At 74.7% G+C, this 12,559-nt stretch carries 9 protein-coding genes; 2 read left to right on the forward strand and 7 right to left on the reverse strand.

The window, feature by feature from the left end; all coding sequences use genetic code 11:
* Positions 1-11 precede the first annotated feature (11 nt).
* The gene (locus NPS70_RS15045) at positions 12-1,163 is read right to left on the reverse strand and encodes an isopropylmalate synthase (protein WP_256524737.1); all 1,152 of its coding nucleotides are present in this window, start codon (positions 1,161-1,163) and stop codon (positions 12-14) included.
* A 237-nt stretch (positions 1,164-1,400) separates the two neighbouring features.
* Between NPS70_RS15045 and NPS70_RS15050 the strand changes: the two genes are divergently transcribed.
* Entirely contained in the window at positions 1,401-2,153 is a 753-nt protein-coding gene (locus tag NPS70_RS15050; protein WP_256524738.1) for an arylmalonate decarboxylase, read from the forward strand.
* A 67-nt stretch (positions 2,154-2,220) separates the two neighbouring features.
* Here the strand turns inward: NPS70_RS15050 and NPS70_RS28710 are convergent, their stop codons facing one another.
* The 4 genes from NPS70_RS28710 to NPS70_RS15070 form a co-directional block, all read right to left on the reverse strand.
* Positions 2,221-2,910 (reverse strand): response regulator transcription factor, encoded by a 690-nt coding sequence (locus NPS70_RS28710; RefSeq protein WP_256524739.1) that lies wholly within the window; start codon positions 2,908-2,910, stop codon positions 2,221-2,223.
* A gap of 27 nt (positions 2,911-2,937) precedes the next feature.
* A complete protein-coding gene (locus tag NPS70_RS15060; RefSeq protein WP_256524740.1) occupies positions 2,938-4,143 on the reverse strand; it encodes a transposase in 1,206 nt (401 codons plus the stop codon).
* Between the two features lie 354 nt (positions 4,144-4,497).
* Positions 4,498-5,727, reverse strand: a complete 1,230-nt coding sequence (locus NPS70_RS15065; protein WP_256524741.1) for an MFS transporter — start codon at positions 5,725-5,727, stop codon at positions 4,498-4,500.
* 118 nt (positions 5,728-5,845) lie between these two features.
* A complete protein-coding gene (locus NPS70_RS15070; RefSeq protein ID WP_256524742.1) occupies positions 5,846-6,382 on the reverse strand; it encodes an SDR family oxidoreductase in 537 nt (178 codons plus the stop codon).
* 208 nt (positions 6,383-6,590) lie between these two features.
* On the opposite strand from NPS70_RS15070, the gene NPS70_RS15075 reads away from it, so the two are divergent.
* The gene (locus NPS70_RS15075) at positions 6,591-9,956 is read left to right on the forward strand and encodes a BTAD domain-containing putative transcriptional regulator (RefSeq protein WP_256524743.1); all 3,366 of its coding nucleotides are present in this window, start codon (positions 6,591-6,593) and stop codon (positions 9,954-9,956) included.
* Between the two features lie 47 nt (positions 9,957-10,003).
* Here the strand turns inward: NPS70_RS15075 and NPS70_RS15080 are convergent, their stop codons facing one another.
* Together NPS70_RS15080 and NPS70_RS15085 are read right to left on the reverse strand one after the other, a co-directional pair.
* The gene (locus tag NPS70_RS15080) at positions 10,004-10,690 is read right to left on the reverse strand and encodes a ScbR family autoregulator-binding transcription factor (RefSeq protein WP_256524744.1); all 687 of its coding nucleotides are present in this window, start codon (positions 10,688-10,690) and stop codon (positions 10,004-10,006) included.
* A gap of 880 nt (positions 10,691-11,570) precedes the next feature.
* Positions 11,571-12,263, reverse strand: a complete 693-nt coding sequence (locus tag NPS70_RS15085) for a TetR/AcrR family transcriptional regulator (RefSeq protein ID WP_256524745.1) — start codon at positions 12,261-12,263, stop codon at positions 11,571-11,573.
* Positions 12,264-12,559: the final 296 nt, after the last annotated feature.

The raw sequence follows: 12,559 nt of genomic DNA on the forward strand, positions 1-12,559 counted from the left end.
CGGGCGCCGGATCAGGCGGCCTGGAAGTCGACGGCGGCCTTGCGGACGGCGTCGCGGTCGAGGAGCGGTGCGCCGTCCCGTTCCTGGCGCTCGACGAGCCACGGGGTGAAGGCGTCGACGTCGACCTCGGCGCCCGAGCCGTCGAGGGCCCACCGGAGGAGCGCCGGAGTGAGGCGGGTGCGTACCCGCAGTTCCCGGGCGTTGCCGAGGAGTTCGGCGGGCAGCGTCTCGTACGCCTCCGGGTGGGTCAGCTGGCCCGGCAGCTCGTAGGCGAAGGCGTGCGCGGTGGTCGGCCCGGGCTGGAAGGCCTCGCCGAGGCCGGCCCCCCGGAGCGCGGTCCGGGACAGCTCGGTGAGGTGGGTCAGGTCGAAGCGGGCGTCGCCGTGGACCACGCGCAGCGAGGTGAGGAGTTCCGCCAGCGGGGCGTTCCCGCCGCGCTCGCCGATGCCGCCGACGGTCGCCGAGATCCACCGGGCGCCGGCCCGCACGGCGGCGAGGGAGTTGGCCACCGCCATGCCGAGCATGTTGTGGGAGTGGATCTCGATCTCGGACCCGTCGATCCCGGTGAGGTCGGCGATCACCTCCTCCATCTGCCAGGGCGAGAGGCAGGCGACGGTCTCCGCGAGGCGGAACCGGTCGGCCCCGGCCTCGAAGCCCGCGGTGACGTAGGGCACGAGCCTCTCGCGGGGGGTGCGGGCGCCGTCCTCGCCGCTGAAAGTGACGTGGAAGCCCCGCTCCTTGGCCTGGGAGATCGCCGAACGGGCGGTGGTGTGCAGGAACTTGGCGCTCGCCGACCCCAGCTTCAGCTTGGCGTGCTGCTCCGAGGTGGGGATGGAGTACATGATGTGGCGTACGCCGAGCCGCTCCGCCTCGTCCAGGGCCTTCGCGACCTGGCGGCGGTCCCGCACCACCACGAGCGTCATGCTCCGCTCCGGGGTGACGGCCTCGTGGGTGGCCAGCACGAGGTCGGCGTCCTTGGAGTCCGGCCCGGAGACCATGCCCACCTCGACCAGGGAGACACCGGTCTTCACCAGCAGCTCCGCGATGCGTGCGGCGTCCCGCGGTCCGAACTCGACGCCCGCCATGTGCGCGGAGTCCCTCAGCGTCGCATCGGATATACAGGGAGGGGTCTGCTGCCCCTTCGGTCCTTCCGGAATTTCCATGGCCTTCACTCCTTCTTTCTGAATCTGGCCGGTGAGCCGAAATCGGAGGACTCGGCGGCTTCGGGCTCCAACCTCCCTCGAAAAGGCCGGGCAGAACAAGGAGTTGCGTGTCAGGTCTCCGTCCGGGACTGTCAGGGAATGTCAAGAGGGACAGGCGCCGCAAGCCCCGTGTCCGACGTCCGTCAATTCCGCGGACATGCCGTCCCCACATCTCGGGGAGAGGCTTAGTGTGCCGATATGGAACTGTTCTCGTTGCCCAGAATCGGCATCGTCGTACCCCCGGAGAACCCGACTGCGGAACCCGAGTTCAACCGGCTGCTCGACTGCCGACTGAACGTATTCACCTCCCGTTTCCCGGTAACACCGGACATGGGGCTGAGGGAAATGCTGGAGACGTACAACCGCGTGCTTCCCGACACCCTCGGCGCCTTCGGGCGCATGCGTCTGGACGGCGCCGTGGTGGCCTGCAGCGCCTCGCACTACCTGCTGGCGCCCGAGGGGGACCGCGCGCTGTGCGACGAGCTGTCGGCGCGTGCGGGCTACCCCGTGCAGTCGTCGACCCAGGCGACCCTGGCCGCCTGCGAGGCGCTCGGCGTGACCCGCCTGACCCTCGTCTCGCCCTACCAGCCGTGGCTCACCGAGACCTCCCGCGACTTCTGGGAGCGGGCCGGGCTCCGGGTCGACGCGGTGGTCCGCGTCCCGGCGGCGCGCGGCGCGGACGGCAGCGAGCTCCACGACCCCTACCGGGTGACCGCGCAGGCGATACGCGACCGCCTGCGCGGCCGGAGGCTCACCGACGGCAGCGCGGTGCTGTTCACCGGCACGGGGATGGGCACGCTCACCGTCCTCGGCGAGCTCGCCGGGCAGGACGCCTCCCGCGTCCTGCTCTCCTCGAACCTGGCGTCCGCGTGGTGGGCCCGCCGCCTGGCCGGGGACCGCTCCGAGGCCGCGCACCCGCTGGTGCGGCGCCTGGACGCCCAGGCGCGGTGACCCGGGGCGCGGCCCCGGACGGCGCCCCGTCGGGGCGCGGTCCGGGGCCGCGCTCGCGTGCGGCCGTTCAGCCGGCGGACACCTCCGGCACCCGCCAGGCGTGGCCCATGCGGTAGCCGACCCCCCGGACCGTGAGGATCCACCCGCTGGATCCGAGCTTCGCCCGGAGACTGCTCACATGGGTGTCCAGGGTGCGGCTCGTCTGCGACCAGGTGGTCCCCCACACCTTGGCCATGAGCATCCTCCTGGACACCACCGTCTCGGGGCTGGCGGCGAGTGTGTACAGGAGCTCGAACTCCTTCGACGTGACCTCGATGACCTTCTCGCGCAGGCGCACCTCCCGGGTGCGCGGATCGATGGAGAGCGGGGGGAGGGAGATGCTCCGGGGCAGCGGCGTACCGCGGCGGGAGCGGCGCAGGACGGCCTCGATGCGCGCCCCCAGCTCCCGGTGGCCCCAGGACCTCGCCACGCAGTCGTCGGCTCCCGCCTTGAGGGCGAGGACCCGCTCCAGTTCGTCGTCGAGGCGGGTGAAGGCGATCACGGGTACGTCGCTCTCCTCCCGCAGGGACTTGCAGACGTCCAGCCCGTCGATGTCGGGCAGTTCCAGGGAGAGCAGTACGAGATCGGCGTCGCGGTAGGTGCGCAGGGCGTGTGCGCCCGTCTCGACGCTTCGTACGAGGTATCCCTGCCGGCGCAGGTCGCGCATCATGGATTCGGCGGCGGAGGGCTCACGCTCCACCACGAGTACGTTTCTCACGTGCCCAGGACCTCTCTCGGCGTCGCGTCAGCTCGCGGCTCGGGCCGGATTCGCCGGCGCTGCCGCCGGAACCTGTGTGACGGGGCCGGCGGCGTGGAGGTGCTGGTACGCGTATGCGGCCGAGGCCATGGTCATGTGGTGGTGCCAGCCGGGGAAGGAGCGGCCCGCGAAGTCGAGCACCCCGAACTGCTCGCGCAGCGTGGTGACGGCCGACCGGGCGGCGACGCGGCTGCGCACCAGCGCGACGGTCTCGTCCACGCCGCGGTCCGTCAGGCTGCTGACCCAGTACCGGGCGGGATGCCGGCCCGCCGGGTCGCGCACCTCCAGGAGGCGGTAGCGGTTCGCACCGCCGCCCCGGAAGCCGCCGGGCCGGGGCAGGGAGACGGTCCCCGCGTACGCTCGGATCGGCGCCGCCCTGGCCCGGCAGGCCGGTGCCTGGCCGGCCGCCAGGTGCCCGTCGCGGGCGGTCCTCGTCTCCATCAGGCGGCCCACCGTGGTCACGCCCTGGGGGCGGTGCCCGGCGAGCACGACCTGGCCGGGCTCCACCTCGCAGACGACGTCCAGGCTCAGCCCGGCGAACCCCGCCAGCACCCGGCCGGCGCTGGCGCACGGGGTGAGGTCCAGCACCCAGGGGACGGGAGGCAGCCGCGGCCGGGCGGCGATGTCGGCCGCGTAGTCGAGGACATGGGCCCCCAGGGGGCGCGCGGTCTCCGCGTCCGGTATCCGCGCCCGGAGCCTGCGCTCCGGGTCCTGGATCCAGGACTCGTCGAGCACGAGCCTCCAGTCCACCGGATAGCAGTGCGCCTGGGTGACGAGAAAAAGCCCCACGGCCCGCTGGCAGTTGACGGTCCGGCCGCTCTGCGCGTCCAGGCAGCGGTGCACGCCCACCGAATGCTCACCGCGTTTCGGAATGACGAGTTCGGTGACCGTCCAGGCGCGGGGCGGAGTGCGTCCCGCGACCCACAGGGCGAGCCTGCGGCGCACCGGCTCCCAATCCCAGGGGCTCGCGTTGATGAACTGGTGTAATCCGTGGGCTGCCGCCGGGGGGAGCGGGTTGGAGCGCGCTATGCGCCTCGGCGTCTTTCTTCCCGAGGCCTGGATCAGGCCCAGCAGGTAGGCACGCGCCCAGCGGCGCTGCTCCGCACGGTGGAGCGGCCCGAAGATGTCCTCCAGGAACGCCTGTCTGCACGCGACTTCGTCCTCTGCGGCCGCACACGTCTCGCTTGGCGACATGGAAAGCTGCGCCCCCCTCATACTTGTGCCGTCCGCACTCGATGGCGGTGTGGACATTCCGTATGAGGAACAAAAATACCTTCTCGAAGGAAAATTTCACGGTCAGGGCGACGACTTCAGGAGTTGCCGCTCTGACCTGCGGTGATGTGATCCCGGGCGGGGCACACCGCAGACGCCCCGAGGGCACGGCGAGCCGCCGAAGGCCAGGGGGAGTGGAATGCCTTCGGCGGCCGTCCGGGAGCCCCCGCACGGAGGAGGTCCGACGGCGGACCCCGGGGGGCCGGGAGCCCGGCGCGGGGCCGACGGCGGACCGCGGCGCCCGTCACGCCGGGCCGCGGTCCGCCGCCGGCCGTCCTACGCCCCGGGCCGCTTGGCGGGGAAGCCGTGGTTGCGGGCCGCTGCCACCACCGCGAGCACCGGCACCATCAGCACCAGCACGGCCCAGGGGAAGGCCTCGCTGCCGATCGTGTCCAGCAGCACGCCGCCGATGACGCCGCCGCCCGCCATGGCGACGTTCCACAGGGTCACCAGCATCGCCTGTGCCGCGTCCGCCGCCTCACCGCCCGCGTCCCCGGCCGCGGTCTGGAGCAGCGTGGGAACGCCGCCCCAGCCCAGGCCCCACAGCGCGGACGCGAGGTACACCAGTGCCGTGTTGTCGGCGAGCACGCCGAGCAGCGCCGCGGCCACGGCGACCAGCAGGGCGCTGGTGATCGTCAGGGAGCGCAGCCTGCGGTGGATCTGCGCCCCCACGATCCAGATGCTCAGCAGCGAGGCGCCGCCGAAGACGAGGAGCACCAGGTCGGTGTCCCCGCCCATCCCCAGGTCGTCGAGGAAGGTGGCGATGTACGCGTACAGGATCGTGTGCGCCAGGACGAACACGAGGACCACGAACAGCACGGGCGTCACGCCCGGGACACGCAGCGCGTAGAGCATCCTCGGCCGCTCGCCGCGCTCCTGCCCGGGGAAGTCCGGTACCGCCACGAAGATCCACAGCAGCAGCAGCACCGTCAGCGCCGTCATCGTCAGGAACGCCGTGCGCCAGCCGAGCAGGCTGCCGAGGAACGTGCCGGCGGGCACACCCAGGGAGAGCGCCACCGGGATGCCCGCCATGGCGATGGCGATGGCCTTGCCCTGCAGGGGGACGGGTGCCAGACGCCGCGCGTATCCGACGAGGAGGGCCCAGGCCAGACCGGCCGCGACACCGGCGACGAACCGGGCCACCATCGTCAGGCTGTAGTCGGAGGACACCGCGGTGACGGTGTTGGCGACGGCGAAGCCCGCCATGGAGGTCAGCAGCAGCCGCTTGCGCGACCAGCCCGCCGTGGCCGCGCTCAGCGGGATCGCCGTCAGGACGGTGCCGATGGCGTAGATCGTGACCGTCTGGCCCGCCGCGGACTCGCTCACCCGCAGACCGTCGCTCATCGCGGGGAGCAGACCGGCGGGAAGGGTCTCGGTGAGGCTGGTGATGAAGACGGCGGTGGACAGCGCCAGGAGGGCGAAGAGCGGGAGCTTCTGCTGCTCCGCGTGCCCGTCCCGGGGGCGGGTGGCCGCCTCCGGGACGGCGGCGTCGGGTGAGGTGCTCATAGGAGTGCTCCGGATCGTCGGGGGACGTGATGCGCGTGCTCGTACGGGTGCCGGGCCGGGCGGCGGCCCGGTGCCCGCGGCCGGGGGTCCGCGGTCCGGTGCCGGCGCCACCGGGCGGTCACGGCGGTTCCAGACCGCCGTCGACGGGGAGGCGGGCACCCGTCGTGAAGGTCGCCTCCTCCGCCAGGAACAGGGCGGCCCGGGCCACCTCCTCGGCCGAGCCGAGGCGGCCGAGCGGGGGCAGCGGGGCGGAGCCGCCCGGCGGCGCCTCGATGCAGCCCGGTGCCACCGCGTTGACGCGGACACCGCGCGGCGCGAGCTCGGCGGCCAGTGCCCGCACCGCGGAGGAGGAGGGGGCGGCGGTCGTGAGCACGACCGCGCCGCCGTGTGCGAGGAGGGGCAGCAGCGAACGTGCCGCAGCGACCCCGTCGGCGAAGACGAAGTCCACGCCGCCGGCGACCGCGGAACCCGGCGCACCGGCTTCCACCACCCGCGCGGCCGAGCCCAGCTCGCCGCACGCGTGCGCCCGTTCCCGTGGCGTGGCGGCCGTCAGCACGACCTCCGCGCCTCCCTCGACCAGGCGCTTGGCGATCGCCAGGCCGATACCGGTGGCCTGGCCGGCGACCACGGCCCTCCTGCCCGCGTATCGGGTCATGCCTGCCGCTCCTTCCCTGGCGTCCTCAGCCGCCGGAAACGGCACAGGCCGCCCGGCAGCCACGACTGTGCCGCCCGGCGCTCCGGAAAGTCTCAGGAGCCGCTCACGGCCCGCTGACGGCCCGCTGACGGCAGGGGGCCGCCGGCCCCGAACGGGCTCCGCGGAGCCCGTCCCCCTGCCTGACGCGGCAGCATGTACCGTTGATCGCATGCGGTTTGGAGTGCTCGGGTCACTCACGGTGTGGGACGACGAGGGGAAGCCGGTCCGGGTCCCCGAGGCGAAGGTCCGGGCGCTGCTCGCCGATCTGCTGGCGCACGACGGGGGACCCGTCTCCGTCGACCGCCTCATCGACGACCTGTGGGGCGACGAGCCGCCCGGCAAACCGGCGGGCGCCCTGCAGACCAAGGTCTCCCAGCTTCGCCGGGTCCTCGGACGCGACCGTGTGGTACGGCAGGGCGCGGGCTACCGGCTCCGGCTGGACCGCGAGACGGACGAGGTGGACGCCGACCGCTTCCGCGCCCTTCTCGCCGATGCCCGCCCCGAGTCCGACCCCGCCGCCCGTGCGGCAGGACTCACCCGGGCGCTCGGCCTGTGGCGGGGGCCCGCGTACGCCGACTTCGCGGACGAGGCGTTCGCCCAGGGTCCCGCGCACCTCCTCACGGAGCAGCGGCTCTCCGCCGTGGAGGAGCAGGCCGAGGCCCGCCTGGCGGCGGGCGACCACGCGCTCCTCGCCGGAGAGCTGACCGACCTGGTGTGCCGCCACCCCCTCAGGGAGCGGCTGCGCGCCGTCCAGATGAGGGCGCTGTACCTCGCGGGGCGCCAGAGCGAGGCACTCGCCTCGTACGAGGACCTGCGCTCCCGCCTCGCCGAGGAGCTGGGAGTCGACCCCGGGCCCGGACTCGGCGCGCTGCACCGGGCCCTCCTCCGCCAGGACCCGGACCTCGGCCCCTCCCCCGGCGTCGCCGCCGCGGCCTCCCCCGGGACCCGGCCGGCCGACGCCGCGGGCCCCCCGGCCGACCGGGACCCGGCCGTGCCGCCCGGTACGGGGCCCGCCCCCGCCGGGGCGGCGCCCCCGGCCACGCCGGGGCCCGCGACGGGCCTCCACGCGAACCTGCCCGTCCCCCTCACCCCGCTCATCGGGCGCGAGGAGGCACTGGCGCAGCTCTCACGGCTCCTGACCGAGGCACGCCTGGTCACCCTCACCGGCCCCGGCGGTGTCGGCAAGACGCGCCTCGCCGTGACCGCCGGCGCCGCCCGTGCGGCGGACGCGACGTCGGCCGACCTGTGCGACGGCATCTGGTGCGTGGAGTTCTCCGGCGTCCGCGCCGGTGCCACCGCCGCCGACCTCGCCCAGGTCGTCACCGCCGCGCTCGGCATCCAGGACGACGCTCCCTCCGCCCTGCCGGGCGCCGCCGGTGCGTGGGGCGGCTCCTCGCCCGCGCACCGCCTCGCCGCCGCCCTGCGCGACCGGCGGGTCATGCTCGTCCTGGACAACTGCGAGCACGTCGTCGACGCCGCCGCCGAACTGGCCGAGCTGCTGCTGCGCACGGCCCGGGGGCTGCGGGTCCTCGCGACCAGTCAGGAACCGCTCGGACTCGCGGGCGAGGTCGTGTTCATGGTCGAGCCCCTCGGCACCACCGACGCCGTGCGGCTGTTCACCGAGAGGGCCGTCGCCTCCGCCCCGGGGTTCCCGATGGACCTGGAGGGCTCCGACCCCTCCGACCGGGAGGCCGTCGCCGAGATATGCCGCCGCCTGGACGGCATCCCCCTCGCCCTCGAACTCGCCGCGACGCGGGTACGCGCCCTCGGTGTACGGGAGCTGGCCGCACGCCTCGGCGACCGCTTCCGGGTCCTGACCTCCCGGCACCGCGGCGTCCCCGCCCGCCAGCAGACCCTGCGGGCCGTGATCGACTGGAGCTGGGAGCTGCTCAGCGCACCCGAGCGCATCGTCCTTCGCCGCCTGGCCGTGCACCGCGACGGTTGCGACATGGACGCCGCCGAAGCGACGTGCGCGGGCGACGGCGTGGCCGCCGAGGAGGTGCTCGACCTGGTCACACGGCTGGTCGACCGGTCCCTGGTGGTCGCCGTGGACGGCCCCGCCGGCCCCCGCTACCGGCTCCTCGAGTCCGTCGCCGCGTACGCCACGGAGCGCCTGCACGAGATGGAGGACCACGGCGCCGTACGCGACCGCCATCTGCGCCACTACCTCGCGCTCGCCGAGCGGGCGGGGCCGCGACTGCGCGGCGGAGACCAGCGGGCCTGGCTCGCCCGGCTGGACGCCGAGAGCGGCAACCTCAGGGCCGCGCTCGACGAGGGGATCCGCCGGGCCGCCGAAGGCCGGGCCGCCCAGGCGGTGCGGCTGGCCGCCGAGCTGTCCTGGTGGTGGCTGCTGCGCGGCCGCCTCACGGAGGCACGGCGCAGCCTGGCGGCCGTACTGGCGGCCACCGAGGACGCCGACCCGGAACTGGTCCTGCTCCACACGGCGTTCGCGCTCCTCACCGGCGACCGCGCCGAGGCGGACCCGGCCGCGGCGGCCCGCGCCGTGCCCGACCCCGTCCGCGGCGCCCGCGCCCTGTGGCTGTGCGCCTACGGCATGTTCAGCGCGGGAGAGGCCGATGCGGGCGACGCGCTGAACACCGACGCCCTGGCCCGCTTCGGCACGGCCGGCGAGCCGTGGGGCACCGCTGCCGCCCTGGGGCTGCGGGCGATGCTGGCACTCATGCGCGGGGACCTCGCCGGGACGGGCCGCGACGGCCTGCGGAGCGCCGCCCTCTTCCGCGAACTCGGCGACACCTGGGGTGAGTTGCAGACCGTCTCCGCGCTCGCCGCGCTCGCCGAGATCCGCGGCGACTACGAGGGCGCCACCCGCCGGCAGCGCGCGGGGCTGCGCATGGCCCGGGAGCTGGGCCTGGAGGCCGAGGTGTCGGCGAGGCTGTCCGGGCTCGGCCGGCTCGCGCTGCTCGGACACGACTGGGACCGGGCCCGCGACCTGCACGAGCAGGCCCGCCGCATCGCCAGCGAGCAGGGCTACACCTACGGCGAGATCCACTCGGAGATGGGCCTCGCGCTCGGCGCGCGCCGGTCCGGGGACCTCGACGCGGCCGAGGCCCGTCTGCGGCGCATCCGCGAGGGCTACGCCGAGGTGTCCTCGAAAGCGGGCGACCACCTGCTCCTCGCCGAACTCGGCTTCATCGCCGAACTGCGGGGCGATGCGGACCTGTCCGTCCGCCATCACCTCGGCGGCCTGGACGTCGCGCGCTCCCTGGCGGAGCCGCGCGCGCTGGCGCTCTCCCTGGAGGGCCTCGCGGGAGCGGCGGCCCTCCACGGGCGCGAGGAGACAGCCCGCTGCGCGGGGCTGCTGCTGGGGGCGGCCGACGCGGCACGCCGGAGCGTGGGGGCGCCTCTCCCCCCGGCCGAGCGCGGCGACACCGACCGCATCGCCACGGCCGCGGAGGCGACCCTGGGCGGGCCCGCCTTCACCCGGGCGTTCGAGCGAGGGGCGGGGCTGTCCGCCGAGGCGGCACTGCGCCTGACCCGCACGGCACTCGGGCGCACCGCGGACCGGGCGGGCTGAGGCGCCGCCCCGCTTCCACCGCCCCGACGACCACGGCCCGGGCCGCCTCAGGGGCGCCCCGGGGCGGACGGGCACAGTCTGAGGTCGCTCTCGGCCATGGGGATGACCGTCCGCACGATCGCGAGGGTGCGCTCCATCAGATCGGCACGGTCGCTGAGCACCCACGAGAGGTGCTGCGCACCGAAGAAGGCGGACACCAGGACACCGGCGAGCGTCGCGGGGGGCACGAGGTCCCCCGGGCCCGCCTGCTCCCTGCTCGACAACCAGCCGGTGATCAGGTCGGTGTAGGCCTGGTAGGGGGCGGGGAGCTGGGCGCTGATCAGCTGGCGCTCCACCTGCAGCCGCGCCCCGGCCTGGAGCACGGTCTCCTCCCGGAAGGCCGACGCCGTCCGGATGAGGAGCTCGGCGACCGCGCTCACCGGCGGGAGCGCCAGCTCCTCCACGGACTCCGCGACCGCCGACAGGCGGCGGTGGAACATGTCGACCACCGCGACCGCGAGGGCGTCCTTGTTCTCGTAGTGGAAGTAGACCGCGCCCTTGGTCATCCCCGAGGCCCGGGCCACGTCCAGGATGGTGACCGCGGGATAGCCCTTGGCCGCGAACGCCTGTGCCGCGGCCGCGAGCACGCGCTCGCGGGTGCGTACCGCCCGTTCCTGCTTCAGCTCCTTGGCAGGGGGCGGGGGAGGCGTCTCGAAGAATTCGCCGGCGCTGTCCGTCATCATCAACTTCTGCATCTTCTGTTGAAACCTGCTCGAAGGTATATTCGGCTTCGGGGTGGAGTGCCGCGAGGAGCCGCCCCGCCCTCCGGGCGGAGAGGCCGTGTGCGGCGCACCTGGGTCCGCGACCGGCCCGTCCGTCGTCCCGCTGCGGCGGGAACACGCCCCCCTCCTGCGGCAGACGGCGCCCACCCCGCCGGCCCACGGGCGGAGGCCGCCGTCACGCACGCCTGGGTGCTGTGGGGCGGCCGCCGCATCCCGGTGGGAGCCGGTGGCGGCGGGGCCACGGGGACCGGCTGCCAGGCGCAGCGAGCCGGAGGGGTCCGCGGTCCGCGGGGACCGGGCACGGAGGGGGAGCCTGCGCACAGGCCCCGCACGCGCCGATGAGTGCGGCCACCTGCCCCTGACGGTGCCGCCGCAGGACGCCCGGCGAGGAATCCCGCCGGCCCGTCACCGGGTCGCCCCGCGCTCCGGGCGAGGGCGCGCCCTCGCGGCCGCGGCCGTCGCCGACCGGGCTTCCGCGGAGCGGCAGTCGTGCCGCCCGCCCACGCAACCACACATGCCCCGCCTCCCCCGGTCTCGGGCATGGCCGGTGGCCCGATGACCTACCGTCGAGAAGGAACCGTACTGGAGGATGGCGAGAAACCGAAGGAACTGGCGTGAATCCGCCCTGAGAGAGGGGGAGTCCAGCGCGAGCCCGCGCCCGCCCGGCCCACCGCGAGGGGGGCCGTGTCCGAAACCGCCGCCCGTACGGCTCGCCGCCCCCACCGGCACGGCGCACGGCACCGAGCGGCGCCCCGGCGCCCTGCGGAGGCCCGCGCAGCGGGGACCACGTGCCCACGGCGGGGGTGGGCCCGCGTTCCCGGCCCGCGGCTCGCCGGGCGGAAGCGGACGGGGGCTACCGGCAGGGCTCCCCGGCACCCGGGTGCCGCCCGGCCTGCGGAGCGTACGAGGCGCGGCAGCACGGGGTCTCCCGCGCGAGGGGCACCTCCGCGGACGGGGCGGCGGACGCCGCCAGGGCAGCCTGCGGCGAGAGCAACTGCCACAGCCGGCAGACCTGTTCCGCACCGTCCCGGGGCCCGCACGGCGGCACGGTGTAGTAGGCGCCGAAGACCGACGACAGGACCAGGGAGCTGATCAGCTCCGGAGAGTGCCCGGTGACCAGCTCCTCCCGCGCCTGGGAATCGCCGATGAGCCGGGTCAGCGTGGCCGACAGGTCCGTCACCACCTCCGGGAGCCCTCCCCGGGTGGCGGCCTCCTCCTGCACGAGGCGGAGGCCGGCGCGGAACCGTGCGTCCGTGTTCATCAGGCGGGCGAAGCCGACCGTGATGCGGCACAGGTTCGTCAGCGGGGGGTCGCCGTCGTCGACCTCCTGCAGCAACTCGCGCCAGACCCGGTCGAACACCGAGGTGAAGGTGGCCGCGAGGGCGTCCTTGGACGGGAAGTGGGCGTACAGCGCGCCCTTGGTCATCCCGACGGTCGCCGCTATGCGCTGGAGGTTCGCTCCGGCGTAGCCGTGCCGCGCGAACTCGTCGGCCGATGCGTCCAGGAACCGCTCATGAGTCCTCGCAGCTCTCTCTTGCTTCGGCATGGCGTCCCTCCGTGGTTTCCCCGTGACAGAAAATAACAGTCCGTCGGGAATCTTTTCCCGATGTCGGCCCGTTTGCAGACTCCCAGAGGCGGGGGCACCCACGGACCCGGCGCGACGAGGAACCGGCAACGGACAGGTCGGCGCGGACGCGTGGAGCGTGGCCCGAGGACCGGGCACTCGTGGTCCCCACCCTCGACCGGCCCATCGGCCCATCGGCCCATCGGCCCACCGGCCCACCGGCCCACCAGCTCCACCGCACCCGCCGGCAGCCGAAGCCCGATCACGCTCACCGGTTC

The organism is Streptomyces sp. C10-9-1, assembly GCF_024497955.1.
Taxonomy (GTDB): Bacteria; Actinomycetota; Actinomycetes; order Streptomycetales; family Streptomycetaceae; genus Streptomyces; species Streptomyces sanyensis.

What these genes read in the sequence shown, in the direction of transcription:
- NPS70_RS15045 (WP_256524737.1), bottom strand. Translation starts at nt 1,163, where the DNA reads ATGGAAATTCCGGAAGGACCGAAGGGGCAGCAGACCCCTCCCTGTATA.
- NPS70_RS15050 (WP_256524738.1), top strand. Translation starts at nt 1,401, where the DNA reads ATGGAACTGTTCTCGTTGCCCAGAATCGGCATCGTCGTACCCCCGGAG.
- NPS70_RS15060 (WP_256524740.1), bottom strand. Translation starts at nt 4,143, where the DNA reads ATGTCGCCAAGCGAGACGTGTGCGGCCGCAGAGGACGAAGTCGCGTGC.
- NPS70_RS15065 (WP_256524741.1), bottom strand. Translation starts at nt 5,727, where the DNA reads ATGAGCACCTCACCCGACGCCGCCGTCCCGGAGGCGGCCACCCGCCCC.
- NPS70_RS15070 (WP_256524742.1), bottom strand. Translation starts at nt 6,382, where the DNA reads ATGACCCGATACGCGGGCAGGAGGGCCGTGGTCGCCGGCCAGGCCACC.
- NPS70_RS15075 (WP_256524743.1), top strand. Translation starts at nt 6,591, where the DNA reads ATGCGGTTTGGAGTGCTCGGGTCACTCACGGTGTGGGACGACGAGGGG.
- NPS70_RS15080 (WP_256524744.1), bottom strand. Translation starts at nt 10,690, where the DNA reads ATGCAGAAGTTGATGATGACGGACAGCGCCGGCGAATTCTTCGAGACG.
- NPS70_RS15085 (WP_256524745.1), bottom strand. Translation starts at nt 12,263, where the DNA reads ATGCCGAAGCAAGAGAGAGCTGCGAGGACTCATGAGCGGTTCCTGGAC.